Annotated in this window: 19 protein-coding genes; 7 read left to right on the top strand and 12 right to left on the bottom strand. The window is 62.6% G+C overall.

Translation table 11 applies throughout. The features are described 5' to 3' along the window. Position 1: 1 nt before the first annotated feature. From sseA to NKJ64_RS09520, 3 genes are all read right to left on the bottom strand, one after another. Positions 2-853: a 3-mercaptopyruvate sulfurtransferase gene (gene sseA, locus NKJ64_RS09530; protein WP_023691267.1), complete on the bottom strand. Its 852-nt coding sequence runs from the start codon at positions 851-853 to the stop codon at positions 2-4. 95 nt (positions 854-948) lie between these two features. Then, positions 949-1,692, bottom strand: a complete 744-nt coding sequence (locus tag NKJ64_RS09525; protein WP_023821351.1) for an alanyl-tRNA editing protein — start codon at positions 1,690-1,692, stop codon at positions 949-951. Further along, entirely contained in the window at positions 1,692-2,726 is a 1,035-nt protein-coding gene (locus NKJ64_RS09520) for a cysteine synthase A (RefSeq protein WP_023830002.1), read from the bottom strand. The genes NKJ64_RS09525 and NKJ64_RS09520 overlap by 1 nt, the downstream gene beginning before the upstream one ends. A gap of 214 nt (positions 2,727-2,940) precedes the next feature. Here NKJ64_RS09520 and NKJ64_RS09515 point away from each other — a divergent pair, with 214 nt between their 5' ends. Together NKJ64_RS09515 and NKJ64_RS09510 are read left to right on the top strand one after the other, a co-directional pair. Further along, the gene (locus NKJ64_RS09515; protein ID WP_023698793.1) at positions 2,941-3,762 is read left to right on the top strand and encodes an SDR family oxidoreductase; all 822 of its coding nucleotides are present in this window, start codon (positions 2,941-2,943) and stop codon (positions 3,760-3,762) included. Positions 3,763-3,832: 70 nt separating this feature from the next. Beyond that, positions 3,833-4,813, top strand: a complete 981-nt coding sequence (locus NKJ64_RS09510) for an alpha/beta hydrolase (protein ID WP_023830001.1) — start codon at positions 3,833-3,835, stop codon at positions 4,811-4,813. A gap of 93 nt (positions 4,814-4,906) precedes the next feature. On the opposite strand, the gene NKJ64_RS09505 is transcribed toward NKJ64_RS09510, so the two are convergent. Continuing rightward, positions 4,907-6,343 (bottom strand): DEAD/DEAH box helicase, encoded by a 1,437-nt coding sequence (locus NKJ64_RS09505; protein WP_031193338.1) that lies wholly within the window; start codon positions 6,341-6,343, stop codon positions 4,907-4,909. Between the two features lie 407 nt (positions 6,344-6,750). Here NKJ64_RS09505 and NKJ64_RS09500 point away from each other — a divergent pair, with 407 nt between their 5' ends. Beyond that, a complete protein-coding gene (locus NKJ64_RS09500; RefSeq protein WP_352462423.1) occupies positions 6,751-8,283 on the top strand; it encodes an acyl-CoA carboxylase subunit beta in 1,533 nt (510 codons plus the stop codon). A 6-nt stretch (positions 8,284-8,289) separates the two neighbouring features. After that, on the top strand, positions 8,290-9,360 hold the full coding sequence (locus tag NKJ64_RS09495) for a M48 family metallopeptidase (protein WP_023682586.1): 1,071 nt from the start codon (positions 8,290-8,292) through the stop codon (positions 9,358-9,360). 25 nt (positions 9,361-9,385) lie between these two features. On the opposite strand, the gene NKJ64_RS09490 is transcribed toward NKJ64_RS09495, so the two are convergent. Next, a complete protein-coding gene (locus NKJ64_RS09490; RefSeq protein WP_352462422.1) occupies positions 9,386-11,386 on the bottom strand; it encodes a hypothetical protein in 2,001 nt (666 codons plus the stop codon). After that, positions 11,383-12,936, bottom strand: a complete 1,554-nt coding sequence (locus NKJ64_RS09485) for a bifunctional ADP-dependent NAD(P)H-hydrate dehydratase/NAD(P)H-hydrate epimerase (RefSeq protein WP_023743040.1) — start codon at positions 12,934-12,936, stop codon at positions 11,383-11,385. Before NKJ64_RS09485 ends, NKJ64_RS09490 begins: the two co-directional genes overlap by 4 nt. A gap of 385 nt (positions 12,937-13,321) precedes the next feature. Here NKJ64_RS09485 and NKJ64_RS09480 point away from each other — a divergent pair, with 385 nt between their 5' ends. Together NKJ64_RS09480 and glnA are read left to right on the top strand one after the other, a co-directional pair. Beyond that, positions 13,322-13,660: a P-II family nitrogen regulator gene (locus tag NKJ64_RS09480; protein WP_006205430.1), complete on the top strand. Its 339-nt coding sequence runs from the start codon at positions 13,322-13,324 to the stop codon at positions 13,658-13,660. Between the two features lie 58 nt (positions 13,661-13,718). Continuing rightward, positions 13,719-15,128, top strand: a complete 1,410-nt coding sequence (gene glnA / locus NKJ64_RS09475; RefSeq protein WP_023672775.1) for a type I glutamate--ammonia ligase — start codon at positions 13,719-13,721, stop codon at positions 15,126-15,128. A 137-nt stretch (positions 15,129-15,265) separates the two neighbouring features. Here the strand turns inward: glnA and NKJ64_RS09470 are convergent, their stop codons facing one another. Further along, entirely contained in the window at positions 15,266-16,306 is a 1,041-nt protein-coding gene (locus NKJ64_RS09470; RefSeq protein WP_023691256.1) for a glutamine synthetase beta-grasp domain-containing protein, read from the bottom strand. Between the two features lie 316 nt (positions 16,307-16,622). Between NKJ64_RS09470 and NKJ64_RS09465 the strand changes: the two genes are divergently transcribed. Beyond that, positions 16,623-16,820 (top strand): DUF2735 domain-containing protein, encoded by a 198-nt coding sequence (locus NKJ64_RS09465; RefSeq protein WP_023706518.1) that lies wholly within the window; start codon positions 16,623-16,625, stop codon positions 16,818-16,820. 94 nt (positions 16,821-16,914) lie between these two features. Here the strand turns inward: NKJ64_RS09465 and NKJ64_RS09460 are convergent, their stop codons facing one another. From NKJ64_RS09460 to crcB, 5 genes are all read right to left on the bottom strand, one after another. After that, on the bottom strand, positions 16,915-18,801 hold the full coding sequence (locus NKJ64_RS09460; RefSeq protein WP_023682590.1) for an MFS transporter: 1,887 nt from the start codon (positions 18,799-18,801) through the stop codon (positions 16,915-16,917). 177 nt (positions 18,802-18,978) lie between these two features. Continuing rightward, entirely contained in the window at positions 18,979-19,770 is a 792-nt protein-coding gene (locus NKJ64_RS09455) for an ATP12 family chaperone protein (RefSeq protein WP_023738898.1), read from the bottom strand. An 11-nt stretch (positions 19,771-19,781) separates the two neighbouring features. Next, positions 19,782-20,639 (bottom strand): DMT family transporter, encoded by an 858-nt coding sequence (locus NKJ64_RS09450; protein ID WP_502902861.1) that lies wholly within the window; start codon positions 20,637-20,639, stop codon positions 19,782-19,784. Positions 20,640-20,701: 62 nt separating this feature from the next. Further along, entirely contained in the window at positions 20,702-21,682 is a 981-nt protein-coding gene (locus NKJ64_RS09445) for an RluA family pseudouridine synthase (protein ID WP_023672769.1), read from the bottom strand. 133 nt (positions 21,683-21,815) lie between these two features. Beyond that, positions 21,816-22,190, bottom strand: coding sequence for a fluoride efflux transporter CrcB (gene crcB, locus NKJ64_RS09440; RefSeq protein ID WP_023682593.1), 375 nt, complete (start codon positions 22,188-22,190; stop codon positions 21,816-21,818). Positions 22,191-22,216 lie beyond the last annotated feature (26 nt).

Raw genomic sequence — 22,216 nt, 5'->3', positions numbered from 1 at the left:
ATCATTCCTTGCCCGTCACCACGGGCGTGTCTGCCAGCCCGCCCCATTCCGTCCATGAGCCGTCGTAGAGCCGGTTGTCGGTGTGGCCGAGCGTCTCCAGCGCCAGAGTGACGACAGCCGCCGTGATGCCGGAACCGCAAGAGGTGACGACCGGTTTCGACAGATCGATACCGGCATCCTCAACGGCCTTGCGCAACTGGTCCTTCGACAACAGCGCGCCGTCCTGTGACAGCGCCGAATAAGGCAAATTGTGCGCGCCGGGCATGTGGCCGGAGCGAACACCCGCGCGGGGCTCTGGCTCGGCGCCGGTGAAGCGGCCCGCGCCTCGGGCGTCCGCAATCTGGCTCTCGCCAGTCTCGACGATGCGGCGCATGTCGGCAAGGCTGGCGACGCGAGCGGCATCGAAATCGGCATGAAACACATTCGGCGCGATCTTGGTCGGCTCCGCCGTCACCGGCCGGCCCGCCGCCTTCCAGCGGTCGAAGCCGCCGTCGAGCACATAGACCTGGAACACGCCCATGACGCGGAACATCCACCAGGCGCGCGGCGCCGAGAAGAAACCCGGACCGTCATAGACGACAATGGTGTCGTCGGCCGAAATTCCCATGGCGCCTACATATTGCGCGAAATGCTGTGGCGAGGGCAGCGTGTGCGGCAGCTTGGCATCAGGATCGGAGGCCGCATCATGATCGAAGAATCGCGCGCCCGGAATATGCGCAGCCTCATACTCGGCGCGCGCATCGCGCTTCTGCGCCGGCAGATACCAGGATGCATCGACGATCGTCAGGCCGGGCTCGCCAAGACGGCTCTGCAACCAGTCCGCATCGACGGTGAAAGGGCTGTCATCGGCCATTGTTCTTCTCCTGCTCCGCCTTGGCGAGGCATTGCTTCCTGTTGACCATGATCTTCCCCGAAAACCGGCTTCCACTTTTCGGGATCATGGTTCGTTCAAGCTACCGGCGGCGGTCCGAAGCGAATGCGAAAACGCCGGTTTTCGCGGCCCTTCTTCTCGATCTTGCCGATGTGGATTTCACCGACTTCGCCGGTGCTTTTGACATGGGTGCCGCCGCAGGGCTGGCTGTCGATCGAAGCGTTGTCGCCGATGCAGACCAGGCGGATCTTGCCGGTGCCGGCGGGCGGCCGGACAGTCTTGGATTTCACCAGGCCAGGATTGGCTGCCAGTTCCTCGTCGGTGATCAGCCTGACGAAGATCGGATGATCGGCCCGCACCAGCTCCATCAGCCCGGCGGTGACGTCTTCCCTGGTGAAGCCGGCATCGGGAGCGTCGAAGTCGACGCGGCTGTCATCTTCGGAAACCGCAGCACCGGTAATCGGAAACGGACAGACGACGGTGAGCAAATGGCAAGCTGCGTGCATGCGCATCAGGAGATGCCGCCGCTCCCAGTCGATGGCGAGTTTCACCTGCTCGCCGACCTCGGGTGCCGGCTGCTCCGGCGCCGGCACATGGATGATCTCGTCCTTGGTCTCGCCGGTGATGGTGGCGGCAATGGCGATGCGGGTGCCGTCGGCGCGCTCTAATGTGCCGGTATCGCCAGGCTGGCCGCCCGATGTGGCATAGAAGATGGTCCGGTCGAGAATGATGCCGCCGCGCTCGTTGATGGCGACAACGGTGGCGTCGGCCGCTCTGAGATAGGCGTCGTCGCGAAACAGCGCTTCTGTTCTGTGCGCCATCAGGCGACCTTCTCATACGGCACCGGAATTGTGCTGCGCTCATCCATCCAGCCCGGCACCGGCAGGTTCTTCTCGCGCAGGAATTCCGGGTTGAACAGCTTCGACTGGTAGCGCGTGCCATAGTCGGCAAGTATGGTCACGATGGTGTGGCCGGGGCCAAGCTCGCGCGCCATCCGTATAGCGCCGGCAATGTTGATGCCGGTCGAACCGCCGACGCACAGGCCTTCTTCCTGGATCAGGTCGAAGACGATCGGCAGCGCCTCTTCGTCCGGCACCTGGAACGAGAAGTCCGGCGTGAACCCATCGAGATTTGCCGTGATGCGCCCCTGCCCTATCCCTTCGGTGATCGAGCTGCCGTCGGACTTCAATTCGCCACTGGTGTAGAAGGAATAGAGCGCCGCACCCAGCGGATCGGCGAGCGCGATCTTGACGTTGCTGCTCTTGGCCTTCAGCCCGAAGGCGACGCCGGCCAGCGTTCCGCCCGAACCCACCGCCGAGACGAAACCGTCGACCTTGCCGCCGGTCTGCATCCAGATTTCTTCCGCCGTGGTGCGGATATGGCCGTCGCGATTGGCAACGTTGTCGAACTGGTTGGCCCAGATCGCGCCGTTCGGCTCCGACCTCGCCATCTGCTCGGCCAACCGCCCCGACAGTTTCACGTAATTGTTGGGGTTCTTGTAAGGCACCGCCGGCACTTCGATCAGCTCGGCACCAAGCAGCTTGATCGTGTCCTTCTTTTCCTGGCTCTGGGTGTCGGGAATAACGATCACTGTGCGATAGCCCAGCGCCTTGGCAACCAGCGTCAGGCCAATGCCGGTATTGCCTGCCGTGCCTTCGACGATGACCCCGCCCGGCTTCAACAGCCCACGCTGTTCGGCGTCGCGGATGATGAACAGGCCGGCGCGATCCTTGACCGACTGGCCGGGGTTCATGAACTCGGCCTTGCCCAGGATCTCGCAGCCGGTCTGCTCCGAGGCCTTGTTGAGGCGGATCAGGGGCGTGTTGCCGATCGCTTCGATCACAGAACGGGGCATCCGGGATTCCTTATGTAGCTGCGGCGAGACCCTAGAAACCCGAAGCTTGCGTTTCAAGGCAAGAATTCGCCTGGTCCAGTCGCATTTCGGGCACTGCAATCTCCCGCGGCCGGACAACGCGCGATGACGATCATTTCAACCAGTACGGAAAAGCGCTCTTTTCATTCGATTTTTTCACCGCTAGAGCACTAATGACAGATCGGCAGGGCGCAGAATGACACTTTACCGGGCCAACCCGAAGCACGGCGTCGCCTGGATAACCGGCGGCAGCAGCGGCATCGGCCGTGCGCTGGCCAAGGACCTCGCGGCAAAGGGCTTTGTCGTCGCGGTCACCGCACTCGACGGCGACCCACTCGACGCGCTCATCGTCGAGACGGCGCAGATGCCGGGACGTGTCGTCGCCTACCCTTGCGACGTCACCGATGAGCCGCGCATGGCAAGCACGGTGGCGGCGATTGAAAAGGAGCTCGGGCCGATCGTGCTCGCCGTCTTCAACGCCGGCAACTACATCGCCACGCCCGGCGAAGACCTCAGGGTCCGCGACTTTCGCCAGACCTTCGAGGTCAACTATTTCGGTATCATCAATGGCCTCGTCCCGCTCATGGAGCGCATGCGCATCCGTGCGCGCGGCCATATTGTGCTTGTCGGATCGGTTACCGCCTATTTCGGCTGGCCGACCACGGCGGCCTATGGCGGCTCGAAGGCGGCGATCAACATCTTGGCCGAGTCGCTGAAATACGATTTCGACAAGATGAATGTCCGGATCCAGGTGATGAATCCGGGCTTCATCGACACGCCGCTGACCGAAAAGAACATGCTGCCGATGCCGGGACTGATGCCGGTCAACCGCGCCTCGCGCCGCATGCTGCGCGGCATCGAGCATGGCGGCTTCGAGGTTACCTTCCCTCACCGGCTGAGCTGGGGGCTGAAGGTGCTGGCACTGCTGCCAAGGCCAGTCTGCCGGTGGTTCATCAGCACGGCGACCCGCTGGACAGGGCGGCCGCTGAATTTCGACCGCAAGCCGCCGAACCAATAGCTGTCCACAGTCCGGCTGTTGCCTGACTGCACCGGCCGCCATAGGCTTTAGAATTGTTGTGGAGTCTGAGATGGGGCGACGGATCGTGCTTGCGGTGCTGGGCGTCGTCATCATCCTTGTCTTGGCCCTCCTGCTTGGTCCGCGCGTTCCCGTCGACACAACAATCAGCTTCGACCCCAAAGTGATCGGCGACGATCCGCAAGCGTATATTGCGCGCGAAGAGGCTGCCGTGCCCAACGTTCGCGACGGGCTCGAGAAAGAAATCATCTGGGCCGATCCGATGGTTCACGCCAGGACGCCATTGGCGATCGTCTATATCCATGGCTTTTCGGCATCGAAGGGCGAGGTTCGCCCGCTGGCCGACGAGGTCGCCGACCAACTCGACGCCAACCTTTTCTACACCCGCCTCACCGGTCATGGGCAGGACGGCGCTGCTATGGCGCAAGGCAGCGTCAATGCCTGGATCAACGACTATGAGGAGGCGCTCGCCATCGGCCGAGCCATCGGCGACAAGGTGATCGTCATCGGCACCTCGACCGGTGGATCGCTGGCGGCATGGGCGGCGACTGAGCCTGGCGCATCGGACGGCGTCGCTGCAATCGCATTCATCTCGCCGAATTTTGGCATCAGGGCTTCAGGCGCCGAGCTGCTGACCATGCCCTGGGGCAGGCAGATCGCCGATTTCGTCGGCGGCAAGGAGCGCAGCTTTCCGACCCGCAACGCGCTGCACGAGAAACTCTGGACGCACACATATCCAATGGCAGCTGTGCTACCGATGGCGGCGCTGACCAACCTTGCCTACGCAGCGCCTGTGGAGAAGGCAACCATACCGGCGCTGTTCATCTTCTCGGATTCCGACAAGGTGGTGCGCCAGGATCGCACCCGCGAAATCGCCGGCCGCTGGGGCGCACCGCATGAACTGGTGCCCGTCGACGACAATGGCGATCCCGACGACCACGTCATTGCCGGCGACGCGCTGTCGCCCCCGACCACGGCTTTCCTGGCGCAGCGGATCGTCGTGTGGGTGAAGGCAATTACCGGGCAGCCCTAAACGAAAAGGACGGCCGAAGCATTGCCCCGGCCGTCCTCATATTCAATCGTCAGCAATCAAGCCAGGCTCGACGAGCCTGACCGGTTCGTCTGATCAGGCAGCCCGCGCAGCGGGCCGCTTGCCGCCGAAGCGGCGCTTGTTGTTGCCCTTGAAGGCCTTGGCGCCTTCCGGCTTGCGCTCGCTTGCACCCGCAAAGGCCGGCTTGTCACCAAAACGCTTCTTGGCGAAGCCGTTGTTCTGGCCACCGGGCCGCCTGCCGTCGCGACGGCCATTGCGGTCGTTGCGATCGTTGGCGGGCTCGAAGCGCTCGTTCTTTTCGGCCGGATTGCGCACCGGATCCGGGCTGCCGAGATGGTCGGCAACGATCGGCAGCTTGCTGCGGATGATGCGCTCGACCTGACGCAGCTTGCTGTTTTCGGAAGGATCGCAAAGCGTGATGGCGATGCCGTCCATGCCGTTACGGCCGGTACGGCCGATGCGGTGGACATAGCTTTCGGCCTCATCCGGCAGATCGAAATTCACCACATGGCTGATGCCGGGGACGTCGATGCCGCGCGCCGCGATATCGGTCGCGACGAGAATGCGCACCGAGCCCTCGCGGAAATCGTTGAGCGCCTTCTGGCGGGCGTTCTGCGACTTGTTGCCGTGGATGACGGCGGCCTTGAAGCCGTCGCGTTCGAGGTCCTTGGTCACCCGGTCGGCGCCATGTTTGGTGCGCGAGAAGATGATGACGGACTTCATCGCCTCGTCGGCGAGCATCGTCGACAGCACCTGGCGCTTCTGCTTGGTGCGGGCAAAGACGACGCCCTGCACGATCTCGGCGGCAGCGGTGCTCTGCGGCGCGACTTCGACGCGGATCGGGTTCTTCAACAGGCCCTTCGCCAGTTCGGCGATTTCATTGGGCATGGTGGCCGAGAACAGCACCGTCTGACGGTCGGGCGCGGTCGCCTTGGCGATCCGCTTGACGTCGTTGATGAAGCCCATGTCGAGCATGCGGTCGCCCTCGTCGAGGACCAGCCATTTGGTGTCGGAGAGGATGAGGTCGCCCTCGCGCACCAGGTCGGTCAGGCGGCCGGGCGTGGCGATCAGGATGTCGACGCCGGGCGCAACCTTCTTCACCTGGCTGAAGCGCGAGACGCCGCCAAGCACGAGAGCGGTCGAGACATGCGCGCCCTTGGCGAGGATCTTGATGGTGTCCTCGATCTGGACGGCGAGTTCGCGCGTCGGCGCCAGGATCAGCGCACGGGTGGTCTTGGCCCGGCGCTTGGTGCCGAGCGCGATGATCTTCGACAGGATCGGCAGCGCGAAGGCAGCGGTCTTGCCCGAGCCGGTCTGGGCGATGCCGAAGATATCACGGCCTTCCATCTGCGGCGGGATCGCCTGCGTCTGGATCGGCTTCGGCTCGGTGAAGCCGGCGCCATGCGTCGCCTTGAGCAGCGCGCCCGTGATCCCAAGAGCTGCGAAACCGGTGAGGTCCGCAGTGTTGCCGGTCGAGATCGCGTTACCGGCTGAGGTGTTTTCGTTGGTCAAAATAGTCTTCTTTCACGCGGTCTTGGCCGCAAACATCGATGGCGGCAGGGCGCAACCTGCCGTCGAGAAATTTGATATGAAACGACAAGGCGGGCGGACGGAAACGTCCACTCGGCTGCGCTGTCGTGCCCGCAGGCGTCATGCCACGGGGCTCTTTCGCCACTTCGTGATGTATCGGAAAGAGGGGCCGATATACCGGAAAGAGGGAAAACAGACGCAACCAGTCTCATTTGTCGAGAAGGCCGGAATCTCCGGCCCAAGCGCCTATGGGCTGCATATGGCTGAGTTCGCTCCGGAATGCAAGGGGCCACATGTTGCAGCGCAATAATCGAGGCCGAAAGCGGCGCTTGCACACGCCTGCAGGCATCATTACCACAAAGGCAGCTGCCATTTCTGGAGACCGAGCGATGAAGGACGTGCTGAAGGAACTCGAGCGCCGCCGCGAGATCGCCCGCATGGGTGGCGGCCAGGCCCGCATCGACGCCCAGCACAAGAAGGGCAAGCTGACGGCGCGCGAACGCATCGAGGTCTTTCTCGACGAAGGCTCGTTCGAGGAGTTCGACATGTATGTCGAGCATCGCTCGACCGACTTCGGCATGGAGAAGACCAAGATCGCCGGCGATGGCGTCGTCACCGGCTGGGGCACGGTCAATGGCCGTCCGGTCTATCTCGTCGCCAAGGACTTTACCGTCTTCGGCGGCTCGCTGTCGGAGGCTCATGCCGAAAAGGTCATCAAGGTGCAGGAGATGGCGCTGCGCAACCGCGCGCCGATCATCGGCATCTACGACGCCGGCGGCGCCCGCATCCAGGAAGGCGTGGCGGCGCTAGGCGGCTATGCCGAGATCTTTCAGCGCAACGTGCTCGCATCCGGCGTCATTCCTCAGATTTCCGTGATCATGGGCCCGTGCGCCGGCGGCGACGTCTATTCGCCTGCGATGACCGACTTCATCTTCATGGTGCGCGACACCTCTTACATGTTCGTCACCGGGCCGGATGTGGTCAAAACGGTCACCAACGAGACGGTGACGGCCGAGAGCCTTGGCGGCGCGTCCGTCCACACGACCAAATCGTCGATTGCCGACGGCGCCTACGACAATGACGTCGAGGCGCTGTTGCAGATGCGCCGGCTGGTAGACCTTTTGCCCGCGTCAAATACGTCGGAGCTTCCTGTGATCGAGTGCTACCAGTCGGTCACCGACCATGATCTGTCGCTCGACCGGCTGATCCCAGACAACGCCAACAAGCCTTACGACATCAAGGAGCTGATCCTCAAAGTTGCCGATGAAGGCGACTTCTTCGAAATCCAGCAGAACTTCGCCAAGAACATCGTCACCGGTTTCGGCCGCGTCGAGGGCCGTACCGTCGGCTTCGTCGCCAACCAGCCGATGGTGCTGGCCGGCGTGCTCGATTCCGACGCAAGCCGCAAGGCGGCGCGCTTCGTGCGCTTCTGCGACTGTTTTTCCATTCCCATCGTCACCTTCGTCGACGTCCCCGGCTTCCTGCCCGGCACCGCGCAGGAATATGGCGGCCTGATCAAGCATGGCGCGAAACTCCTGTTTGCCTACGCCGAGGCGACCGTGCCGAAAATCACCGTCATCACCCGCAAAGCCTATGGCGGCGCCTATGACGTGATGGCCTCAAAACATCTGCGCGGCGATATGAACTATGCCTGGCCGACGGCGCAGATCGCGGTGATGGGGGCGAGAGGCGCGGTCGAGATCATCTACCGCAAGGATATCGGCGACGCCGAAAAGATCGCAGCTCACACAAAGGCTTACGAGGACCGTTTCCTGTCGCCCTTCGTCGCCGCCGAACGCGGCTATGTCGACGAGGTGATCATGCCGCATTCGACCCGCCGCCGCATTGCACGGGCACTGCGCATGCTGCGCAACAAGGACATGCAGAACCCTTGGAAGAAGCACGACAACATCCCGTTGTAACATCCAATGTCGCGACTGATCATCAGCGCCGGTCGGCGGTTTGGCAGGTTCACGGTCCTGTTTTTCGTTGTTCCCGCTCTCATCGTCTTCTGCGTCTGGATGTCCCTGCTCGACAACCAACCAATCTGGTTTATCGCCAGCGGCTTCGTCGTCATGCCGATCGCCACCACGGCCTTGGCATTTCTGTTCGGCACATTGTTTGCGGGCTTCCGACGCAGCAAGATCAAAGGCGTCAGTGAAGCAGAAGCGCCCGGCCTGTGGGCGCTGTGGCGGAGCGTCGCCGGACCGCGCCGTGCTGCGCGCACGGTTGTCATACTAGAGGGCAACCTGAACGCCAGCGTGCGCGAAGAGCGCACGCTTCTCGGCCTTCTCGGCAATCGGCTGTTTCTAACCATTGGCATCCCTCTCCTCGCAGTGACCGATGAAAGAGCGCTTGCCGCGATCCTTGCCCATGAGGACGCGCATGTGCGCAACAAGGATACCAATGGCAGCCTCAATCTCGCTGAGTTCGAAAACGGTTTCGGATTTGTCTTCGAGTATGCCCCGCCCGGAACCACGATCACAGGCAGCCTGCTCCACGCCGCTATCGGCTGGCTGGCGCAATCGTTCGAGCGGGAAGAAATCCGGCTTTCGCGCGAAGCGGAGATCAAGGCAGATCGACACGCGGCATCCTCCGGCGACGCCGAGCACGCCGCACGCGCGCTGTTGCTTCTTGCCACGGCAGACGTGCATTTCACGGAGACGGTCTATGACCCTTTGCAGCATGAATTGCGAGGTGCTTTGCGTCCGCCGCGAGCGCCGCTCGAGCGCGTGCTGGAAGCTGCCGGCCAGCTGCGAGAACCCATTTGCCTCAATGTTTGCGCCCGCAAGGCGTGGGCAAGCCCGGATGACGCAAAGTCTACCCATCCATCATGGGCTCAACGGCTGGCGGCGCTTGGCTACACGGAGCCGCCCGACCTGGACCCGATCGCCGTGACCGCGCTCTCGACGCTGCTGAACTCGAGCGTAGCACAGCGGCATATTGCGGAATTCGACACCAAATGGACTGCGCGGATGGAAGACTATCTCCAGCGCTGAACTGGTGGTCGCCCAACTCGCAGGCTCACTCCTCTTCCGCCGCGCCGAACCCCGCATCCCTGGGGGCGCTGGTCGCGGTCGCCCAAGGCGTTGCGTGGTTGTCGATGCGCATCTGGAAGATGAAATAGGTCGGCGAGCAGTAGCCGATGCCTTTCACCTTGGCGGCGCCCGGCGTGTCGGGCGGCAGCGACTGGCACATATAATCCTCGCGGCAGAAATGATCGGCCGAACATGCGGGACGGTTGCCGCGGTTGACCGCGCCGCCGAGGCACTGGTCGAAATTGTTGGTGGCGACGCAGGTGTCGAATTTCTTGCCGCCGACCATGCCGCAAATTTCCGATGGCATCGGCTTGCCCGTCTTGAAGGCGGCGAAGCTGCGGTCCTTGTCGTCGCAGGCGCGATAAGCGATGCCTGCCGGTACGCCGATTTTCGGTGGCCGGCAGGTGTAGGCGGTCCGCGAAAGGGTCGGCGCAAAAGCGGCGAACTGGCCGGTGATCTTGTAGCGGTCGTTGAACGGCTGAGACGGGTTGCTGGAGATCGACCCGGTCAGGCAGGGATGGCCCGAAAACATCTTTGGACTGTCCTTGGGCAACAGACATTGCGCCAGCGTGGTGCGCACGCCTGAGGCCGTCGCCAGCGGCGTGCAGACGGTGCCGCCACCGCATTGCCAAGTCGCGCCGAAGCGTTTTGCATCATCCGGCATCAGGCACGGCATCGCGATCTCGGCCGGGGCGTAGCCGACATCGCCGGCATCGGTCCATGTCGCCGGCGGCGCGAAGGACAGCGGCCGGTAGCGGTTCGGCTCCTTGCCTTCTTCCGTCGCGCGCAGCCAGGCCTCACGTCGCGGAATCTCGGCATGGAGATGCGGCGAGATGCCGACCTCGATCCGGTTGAGAGGCGACGTCGTTTTGTCGTCGAGGCCGATGAAGTGAAAGCCGGCCGTCGAGCCTGCCTGGTGGCAGCCCTGGCAGGCGCCATTGTCCAGCCGCTCGACCAGCGCCTCCGGTGTCCGCACCAGTTTCAGCGCCGCATAGTCCAGGCCGGCGAAATCCGCTGGCTGGAACAGCGGCGTGAACGGATGGTTGGCCCGTCTCGCGCTGCCGAAGGTCGACCACGAGATGATTTTCTTCGCCAGGAATTCGTCGGGGATTTCGTAGACGCCGAGATCGACGGCCGCGACATTGGCGCTGACGTAGTCGGCGAGCCTTTTCTTGAGTGCAGCATTGTCCGAGAGCCGCGCAACGTCAGGCGAATTCTCCAGCGGCTTCTCGCTGATGGCAGCGCCATCGATGCCGAAGATCCGCATCAGATAGGCCGCCTGCCCGCCGAACTCGGTCTCCTGGCCCGAGGGAAAGCGCACCACTTGCGCGTTGAGTTCGAGCTGTTTGAAAGTCAGTTCCTCCGGTGCCAGCGGCACGCCGACCAGCCAGCCGGCATCGACGTTTTCGTCGATCTGCGGTGTCCAGCGCCCGGCAACGCCGACGCAGCCGCCATCGGCATCCGGCGCCACGCTGTAGACGGCGTTGAAATTGAATGGCAGCCGCGATGCCAGAACCTTGCCGTTCTTGCGGAAACTGTAGGCCAGGCGATAGACAAAGCGCACCTCGCCACAGCTCTTGTCACCTTGCAGCGCGGTGAAGTCACGCCGGTCCAGCCGGTTGACGACGCCGACCAGGCGGAAGCGCGCGGCCTCGGTCTTCAGCCAGCGCATATCCATGATGCGGCCGACATTGCCGTCGGTCACCTCGTAGAGCGTGCGCCCGCCGGCCTTTATCTCGGCCCGCAGCGTGGCAATATCGGTCGCCACCATGTCGACAACAGCACGATAGGCCGGCACCTCACTGTAGAGCGTCTTCAGATCGTCCGCGCCGTCGACGGCGAAAATGCCGGCGAAGCCAAACCCCTTGGCATCAAGGGCGGCGAGCACCGCCGGATCGTCGACGATGGTCACCGGCTGCTCAGCGCGCACGCCATGCGAGGCGAACAGCGCGATGATGGCTGCAATGGCGAGCGCGAAACGCTTCATCCGATCGGCACCTTCTGCCGTGCCTCGACAAGTTCACGCAGCACCGGCACCAGCGCCAGCGGCAGATCCTCGGCGATCAGACCCGGTCCGAAGCGGCTGCCGGCCTCGGCATGGATCCAGACCGCTGCGCAGGCGGCCTCGAATGCCTGCATGCCCTGCGCCAGCAGCGCGGCGACAATGCCCGCCAGCACGTCGCCGGAACCGGCGGTGGCGAGCCATGGTGCACCATTGGCGTTGATCACCGCGCGGCCGTCCGGCGCCGCGATGACGGTGTCGGCGCCCTTGTAGACCATGATGGCGTTGGCTCGTTCAGCGGCTGCGCGCGCCTTGGCGAGTTTCGACTGCTTCTTGTCCTTCGCGATGTCGGGAAAAAGTCTGGCGAATTCGCCTTCATGCGGCGTCAGCACCAATACCGGCGCCAACGGGAGCAGCGCGGCGTCGAACAGGGCCTGAGGCTGATGCGCCAATGACGTGATGGCGTCAGCATCCAAGACAATGGCAGGGCGCTGAATTCCGAATGAACTCGTCGACGTGCGGTTTAGGTCAGCGACCGTCGCGATCAATTGCAACGCGAAATCCCCCACTTTGGGTTTCGGCCCGAGCCCTGGTCCGAACACAAGTACTTCGGGGTGCCTCGCCGACAAAAATTCCTGCACTTCCTCCATCGAACCGGCCTCGCGCAGCATGATCGATGTCAGATGCGCGGCGTTTACCTGCATGGCATTTTCAGGCGAGAGCACGGTCACCGCCCCTGCCCCGGCTCTGGCTGCAGCCATCGCCGACAGCCGCGCCGCACCTGTCGCGCTCGGCCCGCCGGAAAAGACGCTGACGTGGCCGCGCTTATACTTATGTGTATCGACCGCCGTTTTCGGAAAACAGTATAGCCAGAAGTCAGGCGTGTTCTCGAACGTCTTGATCTTGAACTCATCGACGATCGCATCCGGAATGCCGATATCGGCGACGATGATCTCGCCGCAGAGGCTGCGCCCCGGCATCAGCAGATGGCCGGGCTTTTTCCGCACGAACGTCACCGTCACGTCGGCCTTGAAATAAGCGTTGCTCAAGCCGGTCTCGCCCGACACACCAGAAGGCAGATCGATTGACACCACAGGCACGCGCTCCGCCGCGGCCAATCCTGAGACGGCAGAGGCATGCAGGGATATCTTCTTCGACAATCCCGCACCATAGAGCGCGTCCACGACGACTTCACCCGGTTCCGGGTAGCAGTGTCCGATGTGCTCGACCGGCAGATTGCAGGCCTCGGAAGCTCGCGCCGCATCACTCCCGGGCTTCTGCTTGCCTTCGGCCCAGAGCGTCACATTCACACCAGCCTCGGCCAGCAACCGCGCTACAACATAGCCGTCGCCACCATTATTGCCGGGGCCGCACAGCACGTGCACGCGGCTTGCTGCGGGATAGCGTGCCAGGACCACAGCAGCGACCGCTTCGCCGGCGCGCTGCATCAGGCCATAGCCGTCGAGCGGACCGGCCGCGATCGCCAGCCGGTCGACCTCGCCCATCTCGGCCGGCGACAGGACTTCATTGCTCATGGATTGCCGATCCCGCATTTCGTTCAAGGCCGACCCTTTGTCCCTATCGAGCATTGTCCAGTTTCGGATTCGAAGCAAACGGCCAGGTGCTGCGTTGGCGTGCGGCCAATCCTTTCGCAGACTGGTGCCACGGATCCGCGCGGGCCTGCAAAATGCGCAATCTGCCTAATTATCGTGCAGACGCCCGAAGCGGCAATGTGTAGGCTTCGGGCAGCTTTGCCGCAGCCGAAGCAGAGGATGACGCGAATGTGCATCCCGGCGCGGCGCGGCATTGGAATTGCGCGAAACCGCTTCGCGTGGGCTGAAATTGGCACAGTTCGTGCTTGATGGAGGCGCAAGCGGGGCGCACAACCCGTTTTTTTTGGCAGTGGAGGCCACTTTTTACATGAAAAAGATCGAAGCGATCATCAAGCCGTTCAAGCTAGACGAAGTGAAGGAAGCGCTTCAGGAGGCCGGTCTGCAAGGCATTACCGTCACCGAGGCCAAGGGCTTTGGCCGCCAGAAAGGCCATACCGAACTCTATCGCGGCGCCGAATATGTCGTCGACTTCCTGCCCAAGGTGAAGATCGAAGTGGTGCTGGGCGACGACGCCGTCGAAGGCGCCATCGAAGCCATCCGCAAGGCGGCGCAGACCGGCCGCATCGGCGACGGCAAGATCTTCGTCTCCAACATCGAGGAGGTCGTTCGCATCCGTACCGGCGAAACGGGGATGGACGCCGTCTGAGCTTTCTGATTTCAGATTAACGTCTCCTCGAAACGTCATCACACAGGGAAGAAACGACATGACGACAGCCAAAGACATCATGAAGCAGATCAAGGACAACGACGTGAAATTCGTCGACCTGCGCTTCACCGATCCGAAGGGCAAGCTGCAGCACGTGACGATGGATGTCATCGAGGTCGAGGAAGACATGTTCGCCGACGGCGTCATGTTCGACGGCTCCTCGATCGCCGGCTGGAAGGCGATCAACGAGTCCGACATGGTGCTGATGCCCGATGCGGACACCGTCCACATGGATCCGTTCTTCGCCCAGTCGACCATGGTCATCCTGTGCGACATTCTCGATCCGGTCTCCGGCGAATCCTACAACCGCGATCCGCGCGGCACTGCAAAGAAGGCCGAGGCCTACATGAAGGCCGAAGGCATCGGCGACACCATCTATGTCGGCCCCGAAGCCGAATTCTTCGTCTTCGACGACGTCAAGTACAAGGCCGATCCCTACAACACCGGCTTCAAGCTGGACTCGACCGAACTGCCGTCCAACGACGACACCGATTACGAGACCGGCAATCTCGGCCACCGCCCGCGCGTCAAGGGCGGCTATTTCCCTGTGCCGCCGATCGACAGCGCGCAGGACATGCGCTCCGAAATGCTGACCGTGCTCGCCGAAATGGGCGTGCGCGTCGAAAAACACCATCACGAGGTTGCCGCTGCCCAGCACGAGCTCGGCATCAAGTTCGACACGCTGGTCCGCAACGCCGACAAGATGCTGATCTACAAATATGTCGTGCACCAGGTCGCCAACGCCTATGGCAAGACGGCCACCTTCATGCCGAAGCCGATTTTCGGCGACAACGGCTCGGGCATGCACGTCCACCAGTCGATCTGGAAGAACGGCAAGCCGACCTTCGCCGGCAATGAATATGCCGGCCTGTCGGAGTCGTGCCTGTTCTACATCGGCGGCATCATCAAGCACGCGAAGGCGATCAACGCCTTCACCAACCCGCTGACCAACTCCTACAAGCGCCTTGTGCCTGGCTATGAAGCACCGGTTCTGCTCGCCTACTCCGCGCGCAACCGTTCGGCCTCCTGCCGCATTCCGTTCGGCTCGTCGCCGAAAGCCAAGCGCGTCGAGGTCCGCTTCCCCGATCCGGGCGCGAACCCCTACCTCGCTTTCGCCGCCATGCTGATGGCCGGCCTCGACGGCATCAAGAACAAGATCCACCCGGGACAGCCGATGGACAAGGATCTTTACGATCTGCCGCCGAAGGAACTGAAGAAGATTCCGACCGTCTGCGGTTCGCTGCGCGAAGCGCTGCAAAGCTTGGACAAGGACCGCGGCTTCCTGAAAGCCGGCGGCGTCTTCGACGACGACCAGATCGACAGCTATATCGAGCTCAAGATGGCCGAAGTGATGCGCTTCGAAATGACCCCGCATCCGGTCGAATACGACATGTACTATTCGGTCTGAACGATAAGCCTCAGCGACAAGGAAAAACCCCGGCGTCAGTTCAGACGCCGGGGTTTTTGTTTGACCAATAGCAGACCGTAGATGTGGTAGCAGCAGGCTACGGCGCAGGCTTATGAAGCCTGCGCCGCTATAGATGCTCAAGCAGCAGCCGAGACCTGCGCGCTGGTCGAAACCTCCGCGATGGTCTTCAGGATCTGCGAAGCGATCTGGTAGGGGTCGCCTTGCGAGTTCGGACGGCGGTCTTCCAGGTAACCCTTGTAGTCATTGTTGACGAAGGAATGCGGCACGCGGATCGAGGCGCCTCGGTCGGCGATGCCGTAGCTGAAGCGGTTCCACGGAGCGGTCTCATGCTTGCCGGTCAGGCGCTTGTCGTTGTCCGGGCCGTAGACGGCGATGTGGTCCATCAGGTTCTTGTCGAATTGAGCCATCAGCGCTTCGAAATAGGCCTTGCCGCCGACTTCGCGCATATAGGCGGTCGAGAAGTTGGCGTGCATGCCCGAGCCGTTCCAGTCGGTGTCGCCGAGCGGCTTGCAGTGATACTCGATGTCGATCTCGTACTTTTCGGTCAGGCGCTGCAAGAGATAGCGGGCCATCCACATCTGGTCGGCGGCCTTCTTGGAGCCTTTGCCGAAAATCTGGAATTCCCACTGGCCCTTGGCCACTTCGGCGTTGATGCCTTCATGGTTGATGCCTGCTGCGAGGCAAAGGTCGAGATGCTCCTCGACGATCTGGCGCGCGATCGGGCCGACATTCGAATAGCCGACGCCGGTGTAGTACGGGCCCTGCGGCGCCGGATAGCCGCTCTCGGGGAAGCCGAGCGGACGGCCGTCCTTGTAGAAGAAATACTCCTGCTCGAAGCCGAACCAGGCGCCCTCGTCGTCGAGGATGGTGGCGCGCTTGTTGGACACATGCGGCGTCACGCCATCTGGCATCATCACTTCGCACATCACCAGCACGCCATTGCTGCGGGCCGGGTCCGGGAATACGGCGACCGGCTTCAGCACGCAGTCGGAGCTGTGGCCTTCGGCCTGCTGCGTCGAAGAACCGTCGAAGCCCCACAGCGGCAGCTGCTCGAGCGTCGGGAACTCGGCGAACTCCTTGATCTGGGTCTTGCCGCGAAGATTGGGGACCGGCGTGTAACCATCGAGCCAGATATACTCGAGCTTGTATTTCGTCATTCTAGAGCCTCTCGTTGCTTGATCACCGAACCTGGATGACGCCGGCGCGCCGAGCCATCCAGCAGCCCAGCTGCCGGTCGATAAAATGCAAATCGTGTGCCACTTCAGTTGGTCAGGGTGCGGCAAAAATGCCCTTTCATCCCGCCGGTGATGGCAAGCCGCCTAAGCAATGCGCCCGGATCAATCAAAGGCAGAATTTGCTTAAATAACAGGCAAATGCAGATCTTTCTTTAGGCATCTTGCCTAAAAGGATTGCAGGACCTACCTTGATGGAAAGATGAATCGAAGAGCCTCTCCAGAAGAAAGGAGACCGACCATGGAAATCACCTCAGCCCGTCCGTCGGCCAAAATCCTGATGTTCCCGGTGGCAGCGCGTGCGGGTGCCTCAAATTTAGGCGTAAAGGCCAAGTTTGCGGCAGAGCTTGCTTCGCTGCGCGATCACCCGCTTGCCCATGGCGGGGCCTGGTATCATGAGGCCGCCATTGCGGAGGCCGAACAGCCTCGCAAGAGCTAGGCGTCTTCCGCGCTGATAGATCGAACAGGCCCACAAATCAAAAACCCGGCGCGATCGCTCGCGCCGGGTTTTTTGTTTGATACAGAGCCGTCGGCTACTGCTTGGTATGCAGGTCGGTGCCGAGCGTATCCCTGACGAAGATCATGCCGATGATCAGCGTCACCGCCGCGATCACCACCGGATACCAAAGGCCGTAATAGATATCGCCCTTGTAGGCGCTGAACGCGAACACGATCGCGGGCAGCAGGCCGCCGAACCAGCCATTGCCGATGTGATAGGGCAGTGACATGCCGCTGTAGCGGATGCGTGTCGGGAACATCTCGACCAGGATCGCCGCGATCGGCCCGTAGACCATGGTCACGTAGAGGACCAGGATGAACAGGATGCCGATGACCTTTGCCCAGTTGACCTGTGCGGGGTCGGCAAACATCGCGAACGCGCCCGCTGCCGGAACGCTGTACACGGTCACCTCGGTGGCGCCCGCGGCCTCATCCTTGGTCAGCACCTTGTCCTTGATGGCCTGTTCGGTCGGGACCGCGGTCTTTTCGCCGGCGCGGATGGCTGCCGCATCGAGCTTCAGTTCAGGATTGGCCGCGACAAAGGCGTCGAGCTTCTGGTCGGCAACCTTGGCGGCAGCGCGCTTCAACGGGTAACCGCCACCCTGAAGCGCGAGGTTGATACCCTTCTTGAAGGCAGCGTCGCTTGCAGCCTTCTTGTCGCCCGCGGCCTTGGCATCATAAGACGCCACAGTTTCGCTGCCGATCATGACACTCGCCGGGGTCCCCGCCGCCGCGGTAGAGACGATGTCGTAAGGCACCGAGTTCTTGGCAAGGAAGTCGGTCGCGATATCGCACGAACTGACCGGTACGCGCGTGCCGGTCGGGTTGAACTGGAAGTTGCAGTCTCCCGGAGCCGCCGTCACCGTGGCGCGCGTGTTCTGCTGTGCGGTGGCGAGCGCCGGATTGGCGGCCCAGGTCAACGCCTTGAACAGCGGGAAGGTGGTGACGACTGCCAGCGCAAGGCCGGCCATGATGATCGGCTTGCGGCCGATCTTGTCGGACAGCCAGCCGAAGAAGACGAAGAAGCCCGTGCCGAGTGCCAGCGCAATGGCGATCATGATGTTGACCGACTGCGCGTCGACCTTGAGCACATTGGCCAGGAAGAACAGTGCATAGAACTGGCCATTGTACCATACCACGGCCTGACCGGCGGTGAGGCCGAACAGCGCCAGGATGGCGATCTTGGCGTTTTTCCACTGGCCGAAGGCTTCCGACAGCGGCGCCTTGGAACTCTTGCCCTCTTCCTTCATGCGCAGGAAGGTCGGCGATTCCGAAAGCGACAGCCGGATCCAGACCGAAATGCCGAGCAGGATAGCCGAGACCAGGAACGGAATGCGCCATCCCCAGGCGTTGAAGGCGTCCTTGCTTACGGAATTCTGCACCAGCAGGATGACAATCAGCGACAGGAAAAGGCCGAGCGTCGCCGTCGTCTGGATCCATGAGGTGTAGAAGCCGCGACGGTCGTCCGGCGCATGTTCCGCGACATAGGTCGCGGCGCCGCCGTACTCGCCGCCAAGCGCCAGGCCCTGCAGCATGCGCAGCGCGATCAACAGGATCGGCGCCAGAATGCCCAGTGTCTCTGAACCCGGAAGCAGGCCGACAAGGAAAGTCGACAGACCCATGATCATGATGGTGACAAGGAATGTGTATTTGCGGCCGACGAGATCGCCGATGCGGCCGAACACCAGCGCGCCGAACGGGCGCACGATGAAGCCGGCGGCGAAGACCAGCAGCGTGAAGATGTAGCGGGTGCTTTCGGGAAACGAGTTGAAGAAGGTCAAGCCGATCGCGCCGGCCAACGCTCCGTAGAGATAGAAATCATACCATTCGAAAACCGCGCCCAGCGAGGAGGCGAAGATGACCTTCTTCTCCTCTCGTGTCATGCCGCGGCTGGCTCCGCCGGCGGTCGATGCCAATGCCATTGAACTGTCCTCCCGTGAATCGTCTGCCTTCGACGCTGGGCGTCATCGTCGGCGTTCCCTCTGAACGCGACTCGAACCAGCCATCAGCGTAAAAAATGACAGAAAGCGACCGCCGGAGGCAGACAGACCTTGGATTTATGACTTTGGTATTAGGTGCAGTGCGGCAAAGGCCGAGGATCAGGTCTTCAGCGCATCGAGCAGGCCGACGGCCGCCATCATGTCGCGTTTGCGGGCCGAGCGGCGTGCGACAGCCTCGGCATCCTGGCCCCAATGCTCGATCTGCCAGTCCTCGTCGACATGGCCGGCGGCCCAAGCCGCGTCGCCATCGAGCGCGCCGTAATCGACCGCCAGCGCCAGCAGCGCCGACCCGGTCAGCGAAGTCATGACATGGATTGCGGCCAGCCGCAGCGGCTCGGCACGCTGGGCAAGATGAGCGCCGAGCACTGCGATGCTCTCGCGCGGCTGCTCGACATGGATGATGCCCTCGGCGAGATTGAACCGAGCCCCTAATGTCGCTCTCGCCCAGTCGATCACCGGATCCCAATGCTGGTTCTGCCGCTCGACCAGCCCCTGTGGCGCGTCGGCGCGGTAGCAGGTCAGATCGGACGAGGCGAAGCGCAAGACGTCCTCCAGCACCGCCTGCGGGTCGCTGGCGACGCCGTCGATGGCGGTGTTGACCAGACGCAGCACCGGCATCGTGACCGGGTCGATGGTCTCGCCCTGTGCAGCGAACTCATTGGCGACCAGGGCGGCGGCCTTTTCGGTCGGCAGCGCCAGCAGCGCCTTGCCCGGCGTGCGCACCGGCTTGCCGTCGAGATGGACGGCAAAACCGTCCTCCACAGCTGCGACCGACACGTCCTTGTAGAAGCGCTTCGGCAGGTGCGTCTTCATCTGGATCTGCGCGCGGCGGACCGGATCCGGATCGGACAGATGCTTTCCCGCTTCGAGGTCGTTGAGGATGTCACGCATGGTCGAACTTTCTATCCAGGTACCTGCTTGCGCGCCGGCCGGTTGACGATGATCAGGCCGACTGCGATCAGCCCAAGCGCCACAAAGATCCTGGTCGTTGGCGCCTCGCCAAGAATGATAGCGCCGCAGAGGACGCCGAACACCGGCGACAGGAAGGCGAAGCTCGACAGGCCCGATGCCGGATAGCGCCTGAGCAGCCAGAACCACAGCACATAGGTGAAGGCAACTATATAGAGCGACTGGAACAGCAGCGCCAATGTCGGCAAGGCACTGACCGCGCGGATCGGCGGGCCGGCGAAAGGCAGAACCAGGACACCGACAATGGCCGCACCGGCCAGCTGATAAAGCAGCAATTTCTCGGCACTGGTCTCGACCAGTTTCGAACGCTTGATGACGATACGGGTCGCCGCCCACAGAATACCGGAGCCGAGGCTGAGCAGATCGCCCATCAAGGTCACGTCGGTGCCGCCGGCAATCCCGTCTGAAAACACCGCCACCAGGCCGCAGAAGGCGAGAACGAGCCCGCCAAGCTTGCGCGCGTTGATACGCTCACCGAGCAGGAAATGGCCGCCGATCAGGACCCAGAACGGCATGGTGTTGACCAGCAGTGTGTTGCGGGCAACGGTCGTGTATTCCAGCCCGATATAGAGGCACAGGAACTCGACGCCGAACAGCACGCCGACGATGATGCCGGCGACAAGCGACCCGTCGGCCTTAAACAGCCTGATGCCGCGCAGCCAGCACCAGCCGAGCACACAGAGCCCGCCAATGATCGAACGTGCGATCGAGACGAAAACCGGATCGATGCCGGCATAGGAGATCTTGGCGGCGACGTAGTTCAGCCCCCAGGAAAAGGTCAACCCGACCATGATGGAAGCAGCCGCCAGATCGACCGCATCGGGGCGATCCAATACCGAGGCAACGGCCAATGTCAGTCCTCCGCGCTGGCGTCGTCGAAGCCGATCAGGTTCCAGCTCTGGCGCATATGCGGCGGCATCGGCGCGGTGACGTCGATGACGCCCTTGTCCGGGTGCGGAATGACGATGCGGCGCGCATGCAGATGCAGGCGGTTCTGAATGCCGCCCGGAAAGTCCCAGTTGGTGTCGGCCTCGAAATATTTGGGGTCGCCGAGGATCGGGCAGCCGATATAGGCGGCATGAACGCGCAGCTGGTGGGTGCGGCCAGTGTACGGCTCCATTTCCAGCCAGGTCATCGTCTGAGCCGCCTGCTCGATGATGCGATAGTAGGACACGGCGTGGTCGGCGCCCTTTTCGCCATGGGCTGCCACGCGCACGCGGTCGCCGTCCTCGGTCGGCTCCTTGATCAGCCAGGTCGAGATCTTGTCCTCACGCTTGGGCGGGACGCCCTTGACCAGCGCCCAATAGGTCTTCTTGGTCTCGCGCGCCCGGAATGACTCGGAAAGCTTCATCGCCGCAAGCCTGGTGCGGGCAACCACCAACACGCCCGACGTGTCGCGGTCGAGCCGGTGCACCAGGCGCGGCTTCTCGCCCTTCTGGCTGCGCCAGGCCTCCAGCATGTCGTCGACATTGCGGGTGACGCCCGAGCCGCCTTGCACCGCCAGGCCGGCCGGCTTGTTGAAGACGAAGACTTTTGGATCTTCGTGGATCAGCATCTTGGCCAGCACATCGGCGTCGCCCTGGTTGCGGATCGAGTAACCCGTAAGCGCACTCTCGCCCTTCTTGTCGACCTCGAGCGGCGGCACACGCACCACCTGGCCGGGCTCGACACGGCTGTCGGCCTTGACCCGGCCGCCATCGACGCGGATCTGGCCCGAGCGCAGCAACTTCTGCAGATGGCCAAAGCCGAGGCCGGGGAAATGGGTCTTGAACCAGCGATCGAGCCGCATGCCCGCCTCGCCGGCCTCCACCGTGATCTGTTCTACGCCTGCCATGATTTTCGCTTTATCCGTTTCTAACGCGTGACCCCGAAAATCTACTCCGGCTTTCGGAAAGGATCATGCGCAAGATCAAAGTTTCTGCAGCGCGTCCAGAGGATGCGGCGTGCTCCAGGTCGGGGCAATAACACTATGAAACGGTTCTTGCGAGCCAAAGTCCCAGAAACAGGGCGATAATGGCGCCAACGACGCTGGCAAGCGCATATCCCAACGCCGTCAGCGTCGCTCCGCGCTCCCACAGGGTCGCGAAATCGAGCGAAAAGGCGGAGAAGGTGGTGAAGCCGCCAAGGATGCCCGTGGCGACGAACAGCCGGAGCTCATTGGAACCGCCGCGCCGCATCAGCGCGGCGACGAACAGCCCCATAACAAAGGAGCCGAGGATGTTGATCGCCATTGTCCCCCAGGGGTAGTTGGGGCCGACGAGGCGCAAGGCGCCGATGTTGGTCAGGTGGCGGATGCCGGCGCCGATGCCGCCGCCGACCACAACAAGAAGCAGATTGAACATGCCCGTTTACTGCCCGGCCAAGGCAG

It is taken from the genome of Mesorhizobium sp. M0062 (assembly GCF_040323125.1).
GTDB lineage: Bacteria > Pseudomonadota > Alphaproteobacteria > Rhizobiales > Rhizobiaceae > Mesorhizobium.
This window is presented reverse-complemented; position numbering and strand designations above follow the sequence as displayed.